The following is a 21,953-nucleotide window of genomic DNA, read 5'->3' as shown; positions in this document are numbered from 1 at the left end:
CCGGCGTCCGCTGGACGTGCCGCGGACGCACCGCACGACAGGGCACGCGCGTGACCGCCGGAGCGGTCCGGCATGAGGGGAAGGGTGTCGGGTGGAGCGATCAGGCCAGCCGGGAGACGGCGTCGACGCGCAGGTGTTCACCTCCGACCCGGAGGTCGGCGCGGACCTCGCCCGGGTGGACTGGGCGGCCACGCCGCTCGGCCCGCCGGAGGAGTGGCCGCAGAGTCTGCAGACGGCCGTCAGCATCCTGCTCTCCTCCCGGTTCCCGATGTGGATGGCGTGGGGCGAGGAGCTGACGTTCTTCTGCAACGCCGCCTACCGGCGCGACACCCTCGGCCGTAAGTACCCCTGGGCGCTGGGACGGCCCGCGAGCGAGGTGTGGGCGGAGATCTGGGGGGACATCGGCCCGCGCATCGAGGCCGTGCTGGGCACCGGCCGGGCCACCTGGGACGAGGGGCTGCTCCTCTTCCTGGAGCGGTCCGGCTACACCGAGGAGACCTACCACACCTTCTCCTACAGCCCGCTGCGGGACGACGCCGACGACGTCGTCGGCATGCTGTGCGTGGTCAGCGAGGAGACCGAGCGGGTGATCGGCGAGCGGCGCATGGCCACCCTGCGGGACCTGGGCTCCGACCCCAGTGTCATCCGTACCGAGCAGGAGGTGCTGGCCTTCGCCGACCGGCAGCTGTCCCGCAACCCGCGTGACCTGCCCTTCACCCTGACCTACCTGTTCGACGGGGACGCCGCCCGGCTCGTCGGCGCGACCGGCGTCACCCCCGGTTCGCCCGTCGCGCCCCGCGTTCTTCCCGTGGGCGGCGACGGGAGCGTCTGGCCCGTCGCCGCGCTGGCCGAGGGGGAGGCCCGGCTGGTCCCGCTGACCGGCGCGCCCTTCGACGGCCTGTCCGGCGGCGGCTGGCCCGAGCCGCCCGTGGAGGCGCTCGTGGTTCCCCTTCTCCAGCAGGGGAGCGCGCCGTACGGCTTCCTCGTGGCCGGCCTGAACCGCTACCGCGACCTGGACGACCGCTACCGGGGGTTCGTCGAGCTGGCGGCCGGACACATCGCCTCCGGCATCGGCAGCGCCCGCAGCTACGAGGCGCAGCAGCGGCGCGCGGAGGAACTGGCCGAGCTGGACCGGGCCAAGACGACCTTCTTCTCCAACATCAGCCACGAGCTGCGCACTCCGCTCACGCTGATCATGGGCCCGGTCGAGGAGCTGCGGACCCGGCTCGCCGACGCGGACGAGGACGTACGGACGGAACTCGACGCCATCCACCGCAACGGGCTGCGGCTGGGCAAACTCGTCAACACGCTGCTCGACTTCTCCCGTATCGAGGCCGGCCGGATGCAGGCCCGCTACGAGCCGGTCGAACTGGGCACGGTGACGGCGGAGCTCGCCAGCGTCTTCCGCTCGGCCGTCGAGCGGGCCGGGCTCACCTTCGAGGTGGACTGTCCCGCCCTCGACGAACCGGTGCACGTGGACCGCACCATGTGGGAGAAGGTGATCCTCAACCTGCTCAGCAACGCGCTGAAGTTCACCTTCGAGGGAACGGTCCGGGTGGCCGTGCGCCGCTCCGGCCGGCACGCCGTGGTCACCGTGGCCGACACCGGGACCGGCGTGCCGGAGGCGGAGATGCCCCGCCTGTTCGAGCGCTTCCACCGCATCGAGAACGCCCGCTCCCGGTCGAACGAGGGCAGCGGCATCGGGCTGGCCCTGGTGCGGGAGCTCGTCGGTCTGCACGGCGGCACGATCGACGCCGAGAGCGCCGAGGGCAAGGGCACCGTCTTCACCGTCCGCGTGCCGTTCGGCACCGCGCACCTGCCCGAGGACTCCGTGGTGCCGGAGCCGGCCGGCACCAGGGCCTCGGCCACCGCCGACCCGTACGTCCACGAAGCCCTCCGCTGGCTTCCGGTGAGCGCGGCGGGAGACGACGGCCCGGAGGAGGCGACGGCCGCCCCGCTCGGGTCGGACGCCGGTCCCACCCGCAGCGCACGCGTGCTGGTCGCCGACGACAACGCCGACATGCGCGAGTACCTCACCCGCCTCCTGACCGCCGGGGGGTACGAGGTCACCGCCGTCACCGACGGCGTCGAGGCCCTCGACGCCGCCCGCCGCCGCACTCCCGACCTCGTCGTCAGCGACGTGATGATGCCCCGGCTGGACGGGCTGGAGCTGGTGACCCGGCTGCGCGGCGACTCCCGTACGGCCTCCGTGCCGGTGCTGCTGCTGTCGGCCAGGGCCGGGCAGGAGGCGTCGATCGAGGGACTGCGGGCCGGCGCCGACGACTACCTGGTGAAGCCCTTCGCCGCCGCCGAACTGCTCGCCCGGGTCCGCGCCAACGTCGAACTGGCCCGGCTGCGCGGCCACCACCTGCGCTGGCGGACCGCGCTCGTCGACTCGCTCCAGGAGGCGTTCTTCGTCTGCGACGAGTCCGGCGCCGTCGTGGAGATCAACGCGGCCTTCACCGACATCCTCGGCTACGGCCCCGAGGACCTGCCGTACGCCCCTGTCCACCCGTGGTGGCCGGACGCGGCCACCGACCCGGGCGCGCACGAGCAGGTCGGCGACGCCTTCGCCGGCCTGCTGGTGAACCCGCGGGGCTCGTACACCGTGCCGGTCACCCGCCGCGACGGCCGCCGCCGGTGGATCACCGTGACCTACAACAAGGCCGAGGACCCGGACACCGGACGCCGGGTCACCGTCGGCACCTTCCGGGACGTCACCGCCGAGCACTACGCCGTCCAGCGCGAGACGGCGCTCGCGGCGCTCAGCACCTCGCTGTCCCGCGCCTCCAGCATGCCCGAGGCCCTGTCCGGCGCCCTGGACCAGCTGCGGTCCCTGTGGCACGCGGACGCCGTGCTGGCCGCCGTCTTCGACGGCGACGACACCCCGGCGCTCACCGCGACCGACCCCGGCCTGCGCTGGGAGGACCTGCCGGAGGGACGCCGGGAACGGCTCGAAGCGCTGCGCGGCCGCCCCCCGCTCACCGTGGTCACGGAGGACAGCGGCGCGGGCGTCCTGCTGGAACACCCGCAGGGCCCGCTGACGCTCTGGGTCGACCTGGGCGGCAACCGGCCGTTCACCTCCGAGGACCAGCTGCTGCTGTCCCTGCTGTCCGGGCACCTCGCCCAAGGTCTGGTGCGGGCGCACCAGATCGACCAGCAGCGGGAGGCCGCGATCGCCCTCCAACGCGCCATCCTCGGCCCCGCCCGGCTCCCCGACGGCTTCGCCGTGCGGTACGAACCCGCCTCGCGCCCGCTGGAGGTGGGCGGCGACTGGTACGACACCGTCACCCTGCCGGACGGGCGGATCGGCATCGTGGTGGGCGACTGCGTCGGACGCGGCCTGGAGGCGGCCAGCGTCATGGGACAGCTGCGCAGCGCCTGCCGCGCGCTGCTGCTCCAGGACCCCAGCCCCGGCCGTACGCTGGCGGCGCTCGACCAGTTCGCGGCCGGCGTGGCGGGCGCGCTGTGCACGACCGTGTTCTGCGGGGTGCTCGACCCCGCCACCGGGGAACTCACCTACTCCAGCGCCGGGCACCCGCCGGGCATCCTCGTGCACCGCGACGGCACCCTACGGCTGCTGGAGGAGGGACGGGCCCTGCCCCTGGCCGTGCGGCCGGGCCGCACACGCCCGGAGGCCACGTGCTCCCTGCCCGCCCGGGCCACGCTGCTGCTGTACACCGACGGTCTCGTCGAACGCCGGCGGCTGCCGCTCAGCACGGGCATCGAGCGGGCGGGCGACGCCGTGCAGGAAGGCCGCGACATGCCGGTCGAGGACCTCGCCGGCGCGGTGATGGCGAGGCTCGCGCCGGCCGACGGGTACGACGACGACGTGGCGCTGCTGCTGTACCGTCACCCCGGGCCGCTGGACATCACCTTCCCGGCCGAGTCCTCCCAGCTCGCCCCCGTGCGCAGGGCGTTGCGGAGCTGGCTCGCCCAGTGCGAGCTGCCGCCGAACGCGGTCCAGAACGTCCTCGTCGCCGCCGGCGAGGCGTGCGCGAACGCCATCGAGCACGGTCACCGGCACACCCCGGGGGACGACGTACGGCTGCGCGCCGTCGCGCTGGTGGACACCTTGCGGTTGACGGTGGCCGACAGCGGCCGGTGGAAGGACCCGCAGCCCGCCGCGAACACGCACCGCGGCCGGGGCATGTCCCTGATGCGGGCGATGATGGAGCAGGTCACCGTCTCACCCGGCCCGTCCGGCACCACCGTCGACATGCAGATGAGGATCGCCTGATGACAACCCCGCTCACGCTCGCGCCCGGACGGGGTCCCGACGGCGCAGCCCGTCTCGCCGTCGGCGGCGAGATCGACATGAGCAACGCCGGTCGTCTGGCCGAGGCCCTGGACAGCAGTCGTGGCCCTCTCGTCGTGGACCTCACGGAGGTGGAGTATCTCGACAGCGCGGGCCTGAGCGTGCTGTTCGCCCACGCCGACCGGCTGACTCTCGTCGTGCCCCCGCTGCTCGAGCCCGTCCTCACCGTCTCGGGCCTCGCCGCACTGGCCACCGTCCACCGCTCCGGTGCCGGAAACGGGCCTCAGGGTTGACCGACCCGGACCGGGGAAGTGGCACTGTGCCCGTTCACTCCGGACGCCCGTGCGGCGGCGACGCCTGCCCCACGGGCGCCGGGGCCCGACCGTCCAGGAAAGATGTCCTACGTGAGTGAGGCCCTCGACACGACCGTCCGGTACACCGGCAAGCACACCGCCGTGATCGTCGTCACCGGAGACGTCGATCTGCACACCGCGCCCGTGCTGCGCGCGGAGGCGCTGACCGCGATGACGCAAGGCGCCCGGCATCTCGTCCTGGACATGGCCGAGGTGGACTTCGTCGACTCCACGGGCCTCAGCACCCTGATCGTCCTGCTGCACGCCACCCAGGAGGCGGGCGGCTCGCTCCGCGTCGCGAGCGTCCCCGAGCGTCTCGTACGCATGGTGACCATGACCGGTATCGCCGAACTGCTCCCCGTCCACGACACGGTCGCGGAGGCGCTGGCGGCGCTGGACGTGGCCGAGGGGGTGGACGACGCCGGGAAGGAGGGCGTGGGCGGAGCCGCGGACGAGGGCGTGGTCGTGTCCGCGACCGCGTCCGCGGGCCGGGGCGTGGAGGTGTCCGCGACCGCGTCCGCGGGCCGGGGCGCGGAGGTGTCCGACGTATCCGCGACGGCGTTGGCCGACCAGGGCGTTGACGATGCCGTCGGCGGGACCGGACCGTCCCGGTGAACCGCCCCTGCCTTGATGCCGGCCGCCCCTGTCCCGACTGCGGGCGCCACCGTCGCGTTCGTCGTGCCACATCCCGTCACCGGCGGCGCCCTCCGGGGCAGCAGGGACGCCAGGACACACGGTCCGGCGGTGGACGGGGGCCGGCGCCGAGGGGAAACGGCGCCGGACCGGCGCACGCGCCGGCGGAGGAAACGAGATGAGACCTGACCGGGAACCGCGGACAGGGGAGGGGACACGCCCGTCACCGGCGGTACGGGATCCGGACGACGACCTGTCGGTGCTGTTCGGCACGTCCACCGCGCTGTTCGCCTCCATGGCGGGGCCGGCCCATGTGCTGGAGGCCGCGAACCCGGCGTTCTTCGCCGCCATCGGGGGCGGGCAGCGGGAACGCACCGGTGTGCCGCTCGGCGAGCTGATGCCCGAGCTGGAGTCCCAGGGTTTCCTCCGGCTGCTCGACCAGGTCTACCGGACGGGGGAGCGGCACGTCGGCCGGGACACCCGTGTCGTCATCGGCGTGGGCGACCGGGCCCGTGAGGCGTACTTCGACTTCACCTACGAGGCCCGCCGTGACACCGGCGGCAACGTCGTGGGCGTCCGCATGATCGGTGTGGAGACCACGCGGGCCAAGCATGCCCGGCGGCTGGCCGCCGAGCAGCGTGCCCTCCTGGAGCAGATCGCCCGTCAGGCGCCCCTGCCGGAGGTGCTGGAGGGCATGTGCCGGGTGATCGAGGAGCTGTCTCCCGACGTCCTCGTCTCGGTGCTGCTCGCGGACGGGGAGGGCCGGCGTCTGCATCACGGCGCCGCGCCCAGCCTGCCGGACTTCTACAACCAGGCCATCGACGGCATCGCCATCGGTGAGGGCGTCGGCTCCTGCGGCACGGCCGCGTACCGGCGGCGGAAGGTGATCGTCACCGACATCGCCACCGACCCCCTGTGGGACGACTTCCGTGAGCTGGCCGGCCGGGCCGGGCTGGCCGCGTGCTGGTCCACTCCGATCCTCGGGCGCGACGGCCGGGTGCTGGGCACGTTCGCCATGTACCACCGCACACCGCGCGCACCCCAGGACACCGACCTCGCGCTGGCCGGCCTGTTCGTCGGCACCGCCGCCCTCGCCGTCGAGCGGCACCACGCCGAGCAGGCCCGGCGGACGGCCGACGCCCGGGAGAAGGCGGCCCGTGACGACCTCTCCTACCTGCTGACCGTCAGCACCGCGCTGGCCGGCCCGCTCGACGAGGGAGAGACGCTGCGGCGCCTGGCCGAGCTCGCCGTCCCGGCGCTGGCCCCGCTCGCCGCGGTGGACGTCGTGGAGGCCGGACGGGTGCACCGGGTGGCGGCCGCCGCCACGACCGGGCGCACCCGTGAACTGCTCGCCTCCCACAGCGCCGTCCGCGAGAGCGAGAACGACGCCGTCGCGCGCGTCCTGGCCACCGGCCACACCGAGGTGGCCCGACGCACTCCGGCCGGCCCCGGACCGTGGGAGGAATTGGGCGTCACCGGATACCTCTGCGTGCCGCTCATGGACCGGGAGCGGCCCTTCGGCGTGCTGAGCCTCTACGCGACCGACGACACGGCCCTCGACGGCCACCGGATCGCGCTGGCGGAGGAGGTGGCCCGCCGCGCCGCCTCGGCCGCGCACAACGCGCGCCAGTACGCGCAGCGCGCCGCCCTGGTCCGCGACCTCCAGACCGGTCTGCTGCTGCCGGACCTGCCCGACGTTCCCGGCGCGCAGGTGGCGGCCTTCTACCACCCGGCGGGCCATGGGCTCGACATCGGCGGAGACTTCTACGACGTCTTCCCCCGCGGGGACGGAAGCTGGTCCTTCGTCCTCGGGGACGTCTGCGGGCGCGGCGCCAGGGCCGCCACCACGACGGCCCTGGTCCGGCACACCGCCCGGGCCGTCGCCCCGCTCCTCGACGACCCGGTCGCCGTCGTCAAGGCCGTCGACAGAGCCCTGAACGACCGCGACCCCCAGCAGAACAACGGCTTCGTGACTCTCGTCCACGGCCATCTGACCCCGGCCGGGGACGGCCTCGCCGTCGAGCTGGTGCGGGCGGGCCACACCCCGCCCCTCGTGCTGGACGCCGGGCACACGGTGACGCCGGTCGAGGCCCACGGCGGCCTGATCGGTATCGGCATCCCGCCCCGCCTCGACGCGGTCCGCTTCACGCTGCGCCCCACGGAGAGCCTGGTGCTGTACACCGACGGCATCACCGAGTGCCGGGCCGCGGGCACGGAGCAGTACGGAGACGCCCGCCTGGCCAAGGCCCTGGCCTCCACCCCGGCCCGCCCGACCGCGACGGACATCGTGCGGAGGCTGACGGAGGACATCCGGGCGTTCACGAACGGGCGGACGGTCGACGACGACCAGGCGGCGCTGGTGGTGACGGCAAAGGGGCTGTGACCACGGCGGGCCGGCACGGTCTTCGGCCCGGTGGCCTCCGGAGCGGTGCCGGCCGGCGGCGGTCGCCGACCGGGCGAGCGTCCCACGGGCGTCGCACGCGGGCCGGAATCAGTCGCACCCCTTCAGAAGGCCGGAACCGCAGAGCCGTCGAAAGTTTCGAAGACATCTTGCTGCATTGCGATCAAGAGGTGTTCTCTTCTGTTCGTATCGCGGAAGAAGGGGATGTGAGGCTGGTGTTGAGCAGCGCAAATGCGGGATCCGTGCCCGTGTTTGTTACGGCTGAGTTTCCGAAAGTGCGTCGAAAGTGTTGACACGGTCATGCCGTTCTACGAACACTGTGGCCACCGCACGACAGCCAACCCCCGTGCCCCATAAGTCACTTGGGCGCCACGGTGGTCGGCCGTGCAAGGCCGCGGGTGGCAGCAGCCGCCCAGCCCCCCACCAGCCTTCATCGGGAGGACCCATGAACCAGGACGGCAAGCGGTACGAGTCCGAGCAGAACCCGCCCCCCTTCAGCGGCCTGAGCCGGCGCGGCTTCCTCGTCGGCGCCGGCGCGGGCGCCGCCGCGGCCGTCGCCGGGTCCGGGCTGCTGCTGCCCGGCACCGCGCACGCCGCCACCACCATCACCACCAACCAGACCGGGTACGACGGCATGTACTACTCGTTCTGGACCGACGGCGGCGGCTCCGTCTCCATGACGCTCAACGGCGGCGGCAGCTACAGCACCCGGTGGACCAACTGCGGCAACTTCGTGGCCGGCAAGGGCTGGGCCAACGGCGGGCGCCGCACGGTCCGCTACACCGGCTACTTCAACCCGTCCGGCAACGGCTACGGCTGCCTCTACGGCTGGACCTCCAACCCGCTCGTCGAGTACTACATCGTCGACAACTGGGGCAGCTACCGGCCCACGGGTGAGTTCCGGGGCACCGTCTACAGCGACGGCGGCACCTACGACATCTACAAGACGACCCGGTACAACGCCCCCTCGGTCGAGGGCACCCGCACCTTCGACCAGTACTGGAGCGTCCGGCAGCAGAAGGTGACCAGCGGCTCCGGCACCATCACCACCGGAAACCACTTCGACGCCTGGGCGCGCGCCGGGATGAACCTCGGTCAGTTCCGGTACTACATGATCATGGCGACCGAGGGTTACCAGAGCAGCGGCAGCTCCAACATCACCGTCTCCGGCTGACCCCGGACACCACATCCTCCCCGGCCGGCGGTCTCACCCTGCGAACCGCCGGCCGGGGAGCTCCACTTCGGCCGGGCCCGCGCACCGGAACCTCATTCGCGGCCCCGCGCGCGCCGGAAGCGGGTGAGCCCGTCGGCGAGGCCGACCACCGGGTCCGGGTAGCCGAGGGCGTCGCGCCGGTCCTCCGGGAGGCGCCACGGCTCGTGGATCCGTCCCGCGTCGACGTCCGCGAGCTCCGGGACCCAGCGGCGTACGTACGCGCCGTGCGGGTCGAAGCGTTTGGCCTGGACCGTGGGGTTGAGGACGCGGTGGGGGCGGGTGTCGGTGCCCGTGCCGGCGGCCCACTGCCAGTTGAGCTGGTTGTTGACGATGTCGCCGTCCACCAGCAGGTCCAGGAAGTGCCGGGCGCCGATCCGCCAGTCGACGTACAGGGTCTTGGTCAGGAAGCTCGCCGTCAGCAGGCGCGCCCGGTTGTGCATCCAGCCCTCGTGCCGCAGCTGCCGCATGGCCGCGTCCACGATCGGGTAGCCGGTGCGGCCGTCCCGCCACGCGGCGATGTCCTCGGCGGCGTCGTCCTCGCCGCGCCAGCGGTCGTCGCGGGTGCGGTAGTCCCGCCAGGACGCCTCGGGGCGCGCCGCCAGCACCTGGTGGTGGAAGTCCCGCCAGCACAGCTGACGTACGAACGCCTCCGCGCCCGGGCCTCCCTGCTCGCGGGCCCGGTGGACGGTCTCCGCCGCGGAGACCGTCCCGAAGTGCAGGTACGGCGACAGCCGCGACGTGGCGTCACCCGCGAGGTCGTCGTGCCGGTCCTCGTAGGCGGCCATCCCCCCGGAGCGCGACCAGCGCGCGAGCCGGTCCCGGCCCGCCGTCTCCCCTCCCGGCGGGAGACCCGGGGAGGTGCCCGACACGCCGGCGCGGCCGGGCGGCGGCTCACCGCGCACCCCCTCGGGGACGCGGACGGCGCGGGGCGCCGCGAGAGGCCGGCGCAGGGTCTCCTGAGACCAGCGGCGGAGGTACGGGGTGAACACGCCGTAGTGGTCCGATCCGGCCGGGGTGACCGCCCCCGGGGCGAGCGCGGTGATCACCGCCTCGTGCACACGCAGGGCCGCGCCGACGGCCCCGAGCTCCTTGCGCAGCCGCTCCTCACGGCGATGGGCGTATGCCGTCACACCCGCCGCCATGTGCACCTCGGCGGCCCCGCACGCGGCGGCCACCGCGCAGACCTCCCGCACGACAGGCCCCGACCGGAGCACGAGCCGGCCGCCGCGCCGCCGCAGCGAGGCGTCGAGGTCGCGCAGGCAGTCGGCGAGGAAGGCCCTCCGGTTGGGTGCGTCGAATCCGGCCGCGTGGATGCCGGGGTCCAGCACGAACAGCGGCACGACCTCGTCCGCGGACCGCAGCGCCGCGTGCAGCGGGGGGTGGTCGCGCAGACGCAGGTCGGCGGTGAAGAGGACCACGGCGACGGTCATGGCGTCACTCCGTGCGCCGGGTGCCGGGCAGCATCTCCTGCACCTTCGCCTTCAGCCCCTGCCGCACCATCGACCCGCGGTCGCTGTCGCCCTTCAGGACCGCCGCGGCCGCCGCCTCGATCTGGTCCAGGGACGCGTGCGGCGGGATCGGCGGCACCGCCGGGTCGGTGCGGAAGTCGATGACGAACGGCCGGTCCGCGGCGAGCGCCCGGTCCCAGGCGTCCTCGACCTGCTCCGGCTTCTCCACCCGCACCCCGTCAAGCCCGATGCGCCGGGCGATGTCCGCGTAGGGCAGGTCCGGGATGGCTTGCGACTCCTCGAACTGCGGGGCGCCGGACATGGCGCGCATCTCCCAGGTGACCTGGTTGAGGTCGCCGTTGTTCAGCACGGCGACGATCAGCCGGGGGTCGGCCCACTCGCGGTAGTACTTCGCCGCCGTGACCATCTCCATCATGCCGTTCATCTGCATGGCTCCGTCCCCGACCAGGGCGATCGCCGGGCGGCCGGGGTGGGCGAACTTCGCGCCGATGCAGTACGGCACGCCCGGCCCCATCGTCGCCAGGGTGCCGGACAGGGACCCGCGCATCCGGCCGCGCAGCCGCAGATGCCGGGCGTACCAGTTCGCGGCGGAACCGGAGTCGGCGGCGAGGATCACGTCGTCGGGGAGCCTGCCGTCCAGGGTGTGCACCACGTACTCAGGGTTCACCGGGTCCGCACTCACGGCCGCCCGCCGCTCCATGACCTCCCACCAGCGGGCGACGTTCTTCTCCACCTGCTCCCGCCAGGCCCGGTCCTCCTTGCGGTGCAGGCGCGGCAGCAGCCGCCGCAAGGTCTCGCGGGCGTCGCCGACCAGGTTCACCTCGTTCGGGTAGCGCAGGCCGATCATGTGCGGGTCGATGTCGATCTGCACGGCCCGCGCCTGGTCCAGCTCCGGCAGGAACTGCGTGTACGGGAAGCTGGAGCCGATCATCAGCAGCGTGTCGCAGTCCCGCATCAGCTCGTACGAGGGGCGCGTGCCCAGCAGCCCGACGGAGCCGGTGACGTACGGCAGGTCGTCGGGCAGGGCGTCCTTGCCGAGCAGCGCCTTCGCCACCCCGGCGCCCAGCACGTCGGCCAGCCGCTCGACCTCCTCGCGGGCGCCGCGCGCGCCCTGCCCGATCAGCACGGCGACCTTCTCGCCCGCGTTCAGCACGTCGGCGGCCCGCTGGAGGTCCTCGTCGGCGGGTACCGGCGCGGAGCTGCCGAGGCCCAGGCTGGACGGCACCATCTTGAAGGCGTGCGCGGGCGGGCTGTAGTCCATCTCCTGCACATCGCCCGGCAGGATGACCGCGGTGACCGTGCGGCGCCCGTACGCGGTGCGGAAGGCACGGTCGATCAGGTTCGGCAACTGCTCGGGGACGGTCGCCGTCTCGCAGAAGTCGGACGCGACGTCCTTGTAGAGCGCGGCGAGGTCGACCTCCTGCTGGTAGGAGCCGCCCATGGCGCTGCGGTTCGTCTGCCCGACCAGCGCGACGACCGGGACATGGTCCAGCTTGGCGTCGTACAGCCCGTTCAGCAGATGGATCGCGCCGGGGCCCGAGGTCGCCGCGCACACGCCGGCCTTGCCGGAGAACTTCGCGTAGCCGACGGCCTGGAAGGCGGACATCTCCTCGTGCCGCGACTGGACGAACTTCGGCCGGTTGTCGGCGCGCCCCCAGGCGGCCAGCAGCCCGTTGATGCCGTCGCCCGCGTAGCCGAAGACGTGGTCGACGTCCCAGTCGCGCAGCCGCTGGAGGATGAAGTCGGACACCTTCGTGCTGGCCATGCGCACTCCAATTCTGCTCCCGCCGGCGGACGGCCGGTCCCCGGCGCCGAGACGTGGGACGGGGCGCGGCCTCGGGCGTGCGGGGCGCGCCACCGCGCGGGTAACCGAGCGGGTGCGCGGGAAACGTCGCCGGCGGCGGGCGGGGTGCGTGAGGCGGACCCGCGGGGTTACTCGTCCGGCATGACTGAGACACGGCCACTCGCACTGATCACCGGCGCGTCCAGCGGCATCGGCCTGGAGCTGGCCCGGCAGTTCGCGTCGCACGGCTACGACCTGGTGGTGAACGCCGAGGACGAGGAGCTGGAGACCGCCGCCGCGCGGCTGCGGGAGGCGGGCGGGGAGGTACGCGCGGTGCGCGCCGACCTGCGGACCGGCGAGGGACGCTTTCTGCTCCTCGACGCGCTCGACGGCCTGACCGTCGACGTCGCCGTCCTCAACGCCGGGGTCGGCCAGGGCGGCGCCTTCGTCGACACGGACCTCGCCGACGACCAGGCGGTCATCGATCTGAACGTCACCGCGACCGTACGGCTGGCCAAGCCGCTGCTGCGGGCGATGGCGGCGCGCGGCGAGGGACGGCTCGCCTTCACCTCGTCCGTCGCCTCCCAGATGCCGGGCTCCTTCCAGCCGGTCTACAACGCGTCGAAGTCGTTCGTGCAGAGCTTCGCGCAGGCCTTGGCGGAAGAGGTGAAGGACACCGGGGTGACGGTCACCGCCTTCATGCCGGGACCGACGGAGACGGAGTTCTTCGACCGGGCGGACATGGCGGACGACACCCGCATGGGCTCCATGAAGAAGGACCCGCCGGAGCAGGTGGCCGAGCAGGCGTTCGAGGCGATCGTGAAGGGTGAGAAGAAGGCCGTCACCGGGTCGCTGATGACCAAGGCGCAGGGCCTGGCCGGGAAGGTCCTGCCCGACGGCGTGAAGGCGGCGGCCCACCGGCGCCTCGCCGAACCGGGCACGGGCGACGGCTCGCGCGACTGACCCGGTCGGCAGGGCGTTTCGTCCCGGGCGCACGAGACACCCGTGGAGCGGCAGGCGCGCATCGGCGCGCAGCCGACGGAAGGAGGAAGCCGATGTCGAACCCGCAACAGCCCGAACTGCGGCGCAGCGAGAAGGGCGGAGCCACGCCGCAGGAAAGCGGGGCCCGCAAGGCGTCCCAGCCCGGCCGGGGGGCGGGCGGCCACGCCCACGGCACCGACCGCGGCGGCAAGGGCGGCGGCCGGGGCGGCGGCAAGCCGCCGGAGCAGCAGCCGGACCATCCGGAGTGAGGATTTCCCGCCGCCGAGGGACGCGCCGTGACCGACGGCGCGCCCCTCGGCGCTGATCCGCCGCCAACTCGTGGGCCCGGCACGTCGGTTAACCTGACAAGGGGCGTTGCACGGGGGTGGGCGGGCACGGTGACGGTGACGGACGGCAAGGTGACCGCTGCGGCGGTGCTGCCAGTGGTGATGCGCGGGCGTCTTGCCGCTGTCGCCGTGCTCGCCTCGCTCGTGGTCGCCGGGCTCGGCGTCCGGTACGCCGGTGACGCCGGGCCAGGCCGGACGGACGCCCGGATCGGGGAGGCTGCGTACGGGGTCGGGGCGCCCTGGTGGCACATCGCGAACGCGACGGACTTCCTGGGCGACCCCGGGGGCGCCCTGCTGCTGCTCACGGCCGGTGCCGCCGGCTGTCTGAGGGCCCGCCGGCCCCGCGCCGCCGTGCTGCTGCTCGCCGGTCCCGGGCTTGCCGTCGGGGTGACGCGGCTGCTCAAGCCGCTCGCCGCCCGCACCATCAACGGCGACGACAACCTGGCCTTCCCGAGCGGCCACACCGCCTTCCTCACGGCGTTCGCCCTCGCCCTGGCGCTGCTCGCGGCAGGGCGGTTGGGGCTGGGCCCGACGTCCGGCACCGCCCTCGCCCTGGTGGCCGCCTCGGCCACCGGCGCGCTCATGGGCTGGGCCCAGGTCGCCACCGGGGCGCACTACCCGACCGACACGGTGGGCGGCTGCTGCACCGCGCTGGCGGTGGTGCCGGCGGCGGCGTGGGTCATCGACCGCGTGGCCGACGCCCGCCGCCCTCCCGTGAGGTGACGGCGCATCGCCGTCAGGCCGGCACCGGGACCCCTCGGACCGGGCTCCGTTCCGTAGCGGGTCGGCCCTTCACCGGCACGCTCTGCCGCCGGGGGAGGGGGCGTGGAGCACCGGCCCGCAGCACGGCGCCCTCCGCCCCCTCGCGCCTCACACCCTTCGCCGGAACACCGGCCGTACCGGCCTGCCCCCCAGCCACGGTGTCGGATCGCCCGCGTCCAGTGCCTTGCGGTACACCGCGCACGCCTGGCCGACCACGTCCACCGTGCGGTCGACGTCGGCCTCCTCCAGCGCGCTGCTCACCACGAACGACGGGGCCAGCACCCCGCCCGTCAGCAGACGGCGGAGGAACAGCGTCCGGTACTCCTGCGACGGCACCCCCCGCGCGTCCAGCGTCGCGAAGACCAGATTGCTGGCCCGGCCCCGGACCACCACATGCTCGGCGACCCCCATCGCGGCCGCCGCGTCCCTCACCCCTGCGGCCAGCCGCTCGCCCAGCGCGTGCAGCCGCGCGGTGACGCCCTCCTCCACGTAGGTCGCCTGCACGGCCATCGCCGCCGCCAGGGCGTGCGTCTCCGCGCCGTGCGTGGTGGACAGCAGGAACACCCGGTCGCCGTCGTGCCGGAGCCCGCCCCACTCCATCAGCTCACGGCGCCCGGCCAGCGCGGACACCGCGAAGCCGTTGCCCAGCGCCTTGCCGAAGGTGGAGAGGTCCGGGGTCACCCCGTACAGGCCCTGCGCGCCCGCCTCGGACCAGCGGAAGCCGGTGATCATCTCGTCGAAGACCAGCACGCTGCCGTGACGGTGCGCGAGGTCGCGGAGCCCGGCGAGGTAACCGGGCGGCGGCTCCGTCTGGGTGGCCGGCTCGAGGATCAGGCAGGCGATCTCGTCCGGGTACCGGTCGAACAGCGCCTCCACGGCGGCCAGATCACCGTAGGGGAACGTCACCGTCAGGTCCGCGGTCTCCGACGGGATGCCCGCCGGCATCGGTGTGGTGCCGATGAACCAGTCGTCCACCGAGAAGAACGGGTGGTCCGCGCAGAGCGCCACCCGTGCGCGCCCGGTGACGGCGCGCGCGAGCCGCACCGCCGCCGTGGTCGCGTCGGAGCCGTTCTTCGCGAACTTCACCATCTCCGCGGTCGGCACCGTGGCGAGGAACCGCTCCGCCGCCTCCGCCTCCACCACCGACGGGCGCACGAAGTTGCTGCCCCGGTCCAGCTCCCGCCGCACCGCCTCCAGCACCCGCGGATGGGCGTGCCCCAGACTCACCGACCGCAGCCCCGAGCCGTACTCGACGTACTCGTTGCCGTCGACGTCCCACACACGGGCGCCGCGGCCGTGGCTGATGACCGGCGCCAGGTCCTGCGGGTACTGGTCGTCGCCCTTGGCGTACGTGTGCGCCCCGCCCGGAATCGCCGCGTGCAGCCGTTCGTTCACCGCCCGCGACACGGGCAGCTCCAACTCCTCGCCGCTCATGGCGCCTTCACCTCCAGCGTGCTCAGCACCTCCGCCAGGCCCGGCGCCTTGCGGTCCCGTTCGGACGTCACCGTGACCGGCAGCGGCCAGGGGACGGCCAGTCCGGGATCGTCGAAGGCGATCGTCACGTCCTGAGCCGGGTCGTGCTCGCGGTCGATCCGGTACGACGTGTCGGCGGTCTCCGTCAGTGCCTGGAAGCCGTGCGCGCAGCCCGCCGGCACGTACAGCGTGGCCTGCGTGTCGCCGGACAGCTCGACCGTGGCCCGCCCCAGGTACGTCGGAGAGCCGGGCCGCAGGTCCACCACCACGTCGAAGATCCGGCCGTACGAGCAGCGGACCAGTTTCGCCTCGCCCTCACCGGACCGCAGATGCATGCCGCGCACCACGCCCCGCACCGAACGGGAGAGGCTGTCCTGGACGAAGGCCTCCGGGGCGATGCCCACGGAACGCGCCACGTCCGCGTCGAACGTGCGGCAGAAGAAGCCTCGTTCATCGGTGAACGGCGTCGGCTCGAACAGAAATGCCCCGGCGATCGCCGGGACCTCGGTCACCTTCATGGGGTCTCCTGTCGTGCGTGGTCGGGGGCGGCGCCGGACGCCGGTAAGAGGGCGGCGAGCGCCTCGAACTGCCGGCGGACGCGCCCGGCCAGCACCGGGTTGCGTTCGGCGAGGGTCCGCCGGACCTCCGCCCGGTCGCGTTCCAGCGCGCGGAACTGCTTCAGCAGCCGGTCCGCGTCGATCTCCCGCGCCGGGTGGCAGTGCTCGCCCAGCCCCATCTCGGCCATCAGCCGGTCGCTCTTCGCCGCGTAGCTCACGGCGAGCGCCGGGGTGCCGACCTTCAGCGCGCACACCAGGTTGTGGTAGCGGGTCGCCACCACGGTGTCCGCGACCGCCATCTCCTTCATCAGGTCGCCCAGCGACGCCGTGGCCGCGGCGACGACCAGCGGCGAGTCCACCGCCTCGAGGATCGCCTCGGCCACCGTCCGGTCCACGTCGTCGCCGGTGAGCAGCCGCACCGGCCTGCCCTCCGCGGCCAGCGCGCGCACGAAACGCGTCATGCCGTCCAGGTAGCGGCGGCGCAGTTCGTCCGCCCGGTCCCGTTCGTCGTTGCTGCCGCCGAAGTCCATGACGCCCACGCACACCGGTCCGGGCGGCCCCGAGAGGTCGCCCGGCGGGGGAGTCGGCAGGGTGAACACCAGGTCGGCGTACACCTCGTCGCGCCGGGTGTCCACGCCCATCGCCCGTAGCGCGTCCCGCGACAGCGTGTCCCGGTAGGACCGGTACGCGGCCAGCCGCGCCGCCCACCGGGTCAGCGCCCGCACCGGCCGGCTGCCGGTCTCGGACGCCCCGACCCCGACCAACGCGACCGGTGTGCGCAGCAGCCGCCCTGCCGCGCACACCAGGAACAGCGAGTACGGCATGCCCCACGGCCGCAGCGGCAGGGTGCTCTCCAGGATGCCGGTGCCGGGCACGATCACCACGTCGTGCCGGCGCACCCAGGCCGCGATGCGGAAGGCGTCCGCGAGCTTGCCCACGGCCTTGCCCGCGATGTCGCCCGGGCGCGCCGCCGTGCGGTACTCGCCGCGGAACCAGTGCAGCCGTGCCGCCGGTATGCCGTACCGGGCCGTGACGGTCTCGGGGCCGCCGCACAGGGCGTCCACCTCGGCGTCCGGACGGGCCGCGCGCAGATGGTCCAGCAGGGCCACGAGCGATCCGTCGTTGCCGACGTTCCCGGAGCCGAAAAGACCGAAGAGGCCCACCCGGGGAGCCCTCACGCGGCACCCCTCTCGCGGCCGGCGACCAGGGCGTCGACGGAGATGTCGAGCGCGGCCGGGTCCACCGGGGCCCGGTCCTCGACCCGCTCGCCCGCGCCCGGGCGGACCCGGCTGGTCGCCCAGGAGGCGAGGTGCCGGTAGCAGGCGCGCCGGTCGGCGGCGGACAGCGGCGCCCGTTTCACCGCCGAAACGAACCCCCACACGTACTCGGCGAGCAGCCGGGGCGTCGGGTGCAGCGGTCCCGCCCGGCGCGGGTCCAGGTTCACGCAGCGGGCGCGCTTGGAGGGGTTCGCCCGCTCGGCGCGGGTGGGGTGGTCGCGGCGGAAGTACAGCAGCTCCGGCACCTGGTGGAAGCGGCCGTGCAGGGTGATCTCGGCGACGAACGTGCGGTCCGCGTGGTGGTAGCTGTCGTGCGGCTTGACCCGGCGCAGCACGTCGGCGCGCATCACGCCGTAGAAGTCGTCGCCGCCGGGCTCGAACAGCAGGCTGCGGAACCGCTCCGGCGCGTGCGGCGAACCGGTGTTCAGGGTGTACGCGTAGGGCACCTTGACCTTTCCGTCGGCGCCGATGACGGCCTGGTCGCTGTGGGCGAGGATCACGTCCGGGTGCTCGTCCAGCGCCTCCACGCAGCGCTTCAGCAGGTCACGGGCGTACAGGTCGTCGTGCGAGGCCCACTTGAACAGTTCGCCACGGCACTGGGTGAAGACGTAGTTGTGGTTCGGCGCGGCGCCGATGTTCCGCGGCAGCCGGATGTACCGGATCCGGGAGTCCTGCTTGGCGTAGCGGCGGCAGATGTCCCGGGTCCCGTCGGTCGACGCGTTGTCGGTGACGACCAACTCGAAGTCCTCGTACGTCTGGCCGAGCAGGGCCTCCAGCGACTCGGCGAGGTACTCCTCGCCGTTGTACACGGGAAGGCCGATGCTCAGCCGGGGGTGCGCGGTCATGACGTCCTCACTTCACGGATGAGATCTCGGTGGTGCTCGCGCAGTGCGATCCTCAGGTGCAGCCACCACGCGGCCGAACCGCACACGGACGCGGCGGCAGCCCCCCAGGCCGAGCCGACGGTGCCGCCGAGGGCCGCACCGCCGATCCCGAGGCCCACGTAGCACACGGAGGCGAAGATCTGGCACCGGAGACTGAGCCGGGCCGCGCCGAGCGCGCGCAGCCCGGCGGCCGCTCCGGTACCGACACCGGCCCCCGCGACACTGAGGGTGGCCGGAACGATGAGTTCCTTGGCGGCGGGCCAGACGTCGCCGAGGACCAGTTCCCCCGCCCGGTCCGGCATCAGCAGCAGCACGCCGCCCCACAGCAGGGCGGCGGCCGCCTGTCCGCCGCCCAGGAACAGACAGAACCGGCCGAGCCGGTGCGGGGCCTGCCGCAGCATCCGCGCCGCCTCCGCCACGGTGACCAGCGTCAGCCCCATCAGCACGGCCAGGAACGGGCCCTGGAGCAGTTCGGCGCCCCGGACGACGCCGACCGCGCCGACGCCGACGATGGCGCCGAGCCCGTACGCGCGCAGCTGGCCCGCGCCGCTCACGCAGGTGTTCTCGACCAGATAGCGGTAGCCGAGGTCACGCTGGTCGCGGATCCACGTCCGGGCCCCGGTGAGCCGGGGCCGGATGCCGGACTGCGCCCAGCCGTACGCCCCCGCCACCGCGGCCGAACCGCCCCAGGCGAGCACGAACGCGGGCACCGTGCCCACCTGGGCCGCCACGACCATGGCGGGGATCAGCGCCACACCCCACACCACGTCGTTGACGAACGCCTTCCGGCCGACGCCGGCCGCGAAGAACGAGTACCGCCAGGCGTCCTGCAGCAGCAGCCCGGGCAGCACCACGCCCAGGCAGGCGAACGCGGCCCCCACGCTGCCGCCGAGCAGCGGCCAGGACGCCACGCACAGCGCCCCGATGGCCGCGCCGACGCACAGCGAGGTGCCCGTGGAGCGGGACACCGCCTGCCGCCAGGACGCCTCGGACACACCGCTGAACCGCACCACGAGCGGGTCGGTGGCCAGACCTCGGGAGACGCTGAGCACCACGCCGTAGGTCACCCAGGCCAGGCTGAACACGCCGAACGCGGTCAGTCCCAGCGAGCGCGCCACGTACACGCCCACGGCGAAGTTGGACAGGCTGGAGGCCGCCTGGTCGGCGAGCCCCCACGACAGGCGGCCCGCGACGGCCCGCGTCACGGTGCGGGCCGGGCGCGCCGCCGGCGCCGTCGTCCTGTCCCCCTCGGCGGCCATCGGCCTCACGCCTTGACCAGCCCGGCGCCGTGCAGGGCGTCGGCCGCCGCGACGACGGTGTCGAACGGCAGACCGGCCCGCTCGGCCACGTCCAGCAGACCGTGCTCGCCGTCGGAGAGGCTGAGCACCCACAGCATCGCCATCTGGGCCTCCTGCGCGTCGCTGCGCCCGCCGAGCGCCCCGTAGAGCCCGCGCCGCCCCAACTGCGGTTCCCCGTACGGGCTGAGGTTGACGTACCGACGGTTGCGGTCGAGCACGGCGAACACCTCCCGGCAGACGGCGAGGGTGTCCTCCATGGCCTCCGGCGTCACGAAGTCCAGGTCGTCCGCCGAGGTGTGGTACTCCGGGTAGCCGGCGTAGGGGGTCCGGCTGAGCGACCCCACCGCCAGGTCGAAGCCCGGCGAGCAGAACTGCCGCTCGTCGTAGCCGTACGGGGTGAACTCCCTTATCTCGTGCGGGCGTCCGGAGGTCTCCAGCACGTACCGCATCGCCCGGTCGATCTCCGCGTCCCCGCGCCTGCTGCGCTTGTAGGTCAGGGAGCCGCGGTCGCCCGCGCAGGCCAGCACCAGCCCGTGCTTCACCCGCTCCACCCGGCCGGCGTTGCGGGCCAGCCAGGTGATCGCCCCGATGGTGCCGGGCGCGAAGAGGAACCGGTAGGTGTGGTACGGCGTGCCCTCGGCCAGCGACCGGGCGAGGAAGGCCGCCACCGCGATGCCGGCCAGGTTGTCGTTGGCCAGCGCCGGGTGGCAGACGTGGCTGGAGACGATCACCTCGTCGGGCACCTGACCGGGCACCACGTGCTCGGCGTAGGTGAGGTGCCCGTCCGCGAGGGTGGAGTCGATCCGCACCTCGTACTCACCGTCCGGCAGCGCGTCCAGGGTCTCCTGCGCGAGGCAGAAGCCCCAGTCCGGCTTGTAGTAACTGGTGCGGTACGGCACCCACGTGGGGTGCTCGGGCAGGGTGTGCAGATGCGGGCGCAGCTCGGACAGCTCCATCCGCGCCGACACCGGCACGCTGTACCCGAGCACGTGCAGGCTGGAGTCGGCGAGGTCGACGACCCGCCGCCCGGACGGGTCGGCGATCCACGCCTCCCGGACGTTCCACTCCTGCGGCACCGTCCAGTCGAGCACCTGTGTGCCGGTGGGCACCTCGTGCACCTCCAGCGGCAGATGCTCCCCGACGATGTCCAGGGTGGCGCGCACCCCGTCGCCGGTGATGCTCCGGCGAAGCGGGTACATCCGCTCCACCAGGGCGTGCATCTCCTCGCCGGGCGTGGTCACGACCGCCACCGCAGGGTGCCGTCGACCGTGCCCGCGTCGGACGCGGCGCGCAGCACGGCGAGCCGGGTGAACCGCTGCTCGAACGCCTCCCGGGTCAGCCCGTGCGTCCGGTAGGCGTCGGCGAGTTCGAGCGCGCCGCGCTTCACGGTCCACTCGCACTCGAAGCCGGGGACCGCGGCGCGGAACCGGGAGAAGTCCACCCGGTAGGAGCGCGGGTCGGCGCCCGTCTCCCCGGTGATGACCACCTTGGAGCCGTCGACCGCGTCGGCGACCTGCTGGGCGATCTCCGCGACCGTGACGTTGTTGGTCTCGCTGCCGATGTTGAACGCCCGGTCGTGCACCGCCTCCCGCGGCGCCTGAAGGGCGGCCGTGAACGCGCGGGCGATGTCCGCGGCGTGCACCAGCGGACGCCACGGCGTGCCGTCGGACAGCACCAGCACCTCCCCGGACAGCAGGGCGTGCCCGACCAGGTTGTTCAGCACGATGTCGGCGCGCAGCCGCGGCGAGTACCCGAAGGCGGTCGCGTTGCGCATGTAGACCGGGCTGAAGTCGTCGTCGGCCAGCTCGTGCAGGTCGTCCTCCACCCGCACCTTGGACTCGGCGTACGGGGTCACCGGGCGCAGCGGGGCGTCCTCGGCCACCAGCTCGTCGCCGCCCGCCGCGCCGTAGACCGAGCAGGTCGAGGCGTACAGGAAGCGCCGCACCCCCGCGTCGCGGGCCAGTTTCGCCAGCCGCACGGACGCGTGGTGGTTGATGTCGTAGGTGAGTTCCGGCGCCAGCGCCCCCAGCGGGTCGTTGGACAGGGCGGCCAGGTGGATCACGGCGTCCACCCCGGCCACATGGCCGGCCGTGACGTCCCGCAGGTCCACCCGCGTCCCCGGAGGGTCCGCGGGCGCCGGCCCCAGCACGCAGTCGGCGAACAGGCCGGCGTCCAGCCCGACGACCTCGTGTCCGGCGGCCGTGAGCACCGGGGCCATCACGGTGCCCAGATAGCCCTGGTGTCCGGTGAGCAGTACGCGCAAG

At 73.7% G+C, this 21,953-nt stretch carries 17 protein-coding genes; 8 read left to right on the top strand and 9 right to left on the bottom strand.

From position 1 onward, the window contains the following. The first annotated feature begins 91 nt into the window (after positions 1–91). From ELQ39_RS07180 to ELQ39_RS07160, 5 genes are all read left to right on the top strand, one after another. The gene (locus ELQ39_RS07180; RefSeq protein WP_242591417.1) at positions 92–4,240 is read left to right on the top strand and encodes a SpoIIE family protein phosphatase; all 4,149 of its coding nucleotides are present in this window, start codon (positions 92–94) and stop codon (positions 4,238–4,240) included. Then, positions 4,240–4,551 carry an STAS domain-containing protein gene (locus ELQ39_RS07175; protein ID WP_242591416.1) on the top strand — a complete coding sequence of 104 codons (312 nt, stop codon included), beginning with the start codon at positions 4,240–4,242 and terminating at the stop codon, positions 4,549–4,551. The genes ELQ39_RS07180 and ELQ39_RS07175 overlap by 1 nt, the downstream gene beginning before the upstream one ends. A 111-nt stretch (positions 4,552–4,662) precedes the next feature. Further along, complete coding sequence (locus ELQ39_RS07170; RefSeq protein ID WP_242591415.1) at positions 4,663–5,226, top strand: STAS domain-containing protein; 564 nt, start codon at positions 4,663–4,665, stop codon at positions 5,224–5,226. Positions 5,227–5,422: 196 nt separating this feature from the next. Continuing rightward, a complete protein-coding gene (locus tag ELQ39_RS07165; protein WP_242591414.1) occupies positions 5,423–7,627 on the top strand; it encodes a SpoIIE family protein phosphatase in 2,205 nt (734 codons plus the stop codon). Between the two features lie 463 nt (positions 7,628–8,090). After that, entirely contained in the window at positions 8,091–8,819 is a 729-nt protein-coding gene (locus tag ELQ39_RS07160) for a glycoside hydrolase family 11 protein (protein ID WP_190001114.1), read from the top strand. A 92-nt stretch (positions 8,820–8,911) separates the two neighbouring features. Here ELQ39_RS07160 and ELQ39_RS07155 read toward each other — a convergent pair whose 3' ends face one another. Both ELQ39_RS07155 and ELQ39_RS07150 read right to left on the bottom strand, forming a co-directional pair. Further along, positions 8,912–10,288: a cryptochrome/photolyase family protein gene (locus tag ELQ39_RS07155; protein WP_242591413.1), complete on the bottom strand. Its 1,377-nt coding sequence runs from the start codon at positions 10,286–10,288 to the stop codon at positions 8,912–8,914. Between the two features lie 4 nt (positions 10,289–10,292). Next, positions 10,293–12,092, bottom strand: coding sequence for a thiamine pyrophosphate-requiring protein (locus ELQ39_RS07150; RefSeq protein ID WP_242591412.1), 1,800 nt, complete (start codon positions 12,090–12,092; stop codon positions 10,293–10,295). Positions 12,093–12,272: 180 nt separating this feature from the next. Here ELQ39_RS07150 and ELQ39_RS07145 point away from each other — a divergent pair, with 180 nt between their 5' ends. The 3 genes from ELQ39_RS07145 to ELQ39_RS07135 all read left to right on the top strand — a co-directional run bounded on the left by ELQ39_RS07145 (position 12,273) and on the right by ELQ39_RS07135 (position 14,161). Further along, positions 12,273–13,073: an SDR family NAD(P)-dependent oxidoreductase gene (locus tag ELQ39_RS07145; protein ID WP_242591411.1), complete on the top strand. Its 801-nt coding sequence runs from the start codon at positions 12,273–12,275 to the stop codon at positions 13,071–13,073. 92 nt (positions 13,074–13,165) lie between these two features. Next, positions 13,166–13,360, top strand: coding sequence for a hypothetical protein (locus tag ELQ39_RS07140; RefSeq protein WP_190001118.1), 195 nt, complete (start codon positions 13,166–13,168; stop codon positions 13,358–13,360). A gap of 180 nt (positions 13,361–13,540) precedes the next feature. Beyond that, positions 13,541–14,161, top strand: coding sequence for a phosphatase PAP2 family protein (locus ELQ39_RS07135; RefSeq protein ID WP_242595561.1), 621 nt, complete (start codon positions 13,541–13,543; stop codon positions 14,159–14,161). A gap of 147 nt (positions 14,162–14,308) precedes the next feature. Here ELQ39_RS07135 and ELQ39_RS07130 read toward each other — a convergent pair whose 3' ends face one another. From ELQ39_RS07130 to ELQ39_RS07100, 7 genes are read right to left on the bottom strand one after another with little or no spacing between them, the layout of a single operon-like run. Beyond that, positions 14,309–15,634 carry a glutamate-1-semialdehyde 2,1-aminomutase gene (locus tag ELQ39_RS07130; RefSeq protein ID WP_225625026.1) on the bottom strand — a complete coding sequence of 442 codons (1,326 nt, stop codon included), beginning with the start codon at positions 15,632–15,634 and terminating at the stop codon, positions 14,309–14,311. Then, a complete protein-coding gene (rfbC, locus tag ELQ39_RS07125; RefSeq protein WP_242591410.1) occupies positions 15,631–16,191 on the bottom strand; it encodes a dTDP-4-dehydrorhamnose 3,5-epimerase in 561 nt (186 codons plus the stop codon). The genes ELQ39_RS07130 and rfbC overlap by 4 nt, the downstream gene beginning before the upstream one ends. Continuing rightward, entirely contained in the window at positions 16,188–17,393 is a 1,206-nt protein-coding gene (locus ELQ39_RS07120; protein WP_242595560.1) for a polysaccharide pyruvyl transferase family protein, read from the bottom strand. The genes rfbC and ELQ39_RS07120 overlap by 4 nt, the downstream gene beginning before the upstream one ends. 11 nt (positions 17,394–17,404) lie before the next feature. After that, entirely contained in the window at positions 17,405–18,352 is a 948-nt protein-coding gene (locus tag ELQ39_RS07115) for a glycosyltransferase family 2 protein (RefSeq protein ID WP_225625028.1), read from the bottom strand. Beyond that, positions 18,349–19,650 (bottom strand): hypothetical protein, encoded by a 1,302-nt coding sequence (locus ELQ39_RS07110; protein WP_242591409.1) that lies wholly within the window; start codon positions 19,648–19,650, stop codon positions 18,349–18,351. The genes ELQ39_RS07115 and ELQ39_RS07110 overlap by 4 nt, the downstream gene beginning before the upstream one ends. Before the next feature lie 5 nt (positions 19,651–19,655). Continuing rightward, positions 19,656–20,939: a DUF4910 domain-containing protein gene (locus ELQ39_RS07105; RefSeq protein WP_242591408.1), complete on the bottom strand. Its 1,284-nt coding sequence runs from the start codon at positions 20,937–20,939 to the stop codon at positions 19,656–19,658. Further along, positions 20,927–21,952: an NAD-dependent epimerase/dehydratase family protein gene (locus ELQ39_RS07100; protein ID WP_190001127.1), complete on the bottom strand. Its 1,026-nt coding sequence runs from the start codon at positions 21,950–21,952 to the stop codon at positions 20,927–20,929. Before ELQ39_RS07100 ends, ELQ39_RS07105 begins: the two co-directional genes overlap by 13 nt. Between the last annotated feature and the right edge of the window lies 1 nt (position 21,953).

This window comes from Streptomyces sp. GB4-14 (assembly GCF_022696125.1).
GTDB classification, from domain to species: Bacteria; Actinomycetota; Actinomycetes; order Streptomycetales; family Streptomycetaceae; genus Streptomyces; species Streptomyces werraensis.
This window is presented reverse-complemented; position numbering and strand designations above follow the sequence as displayed.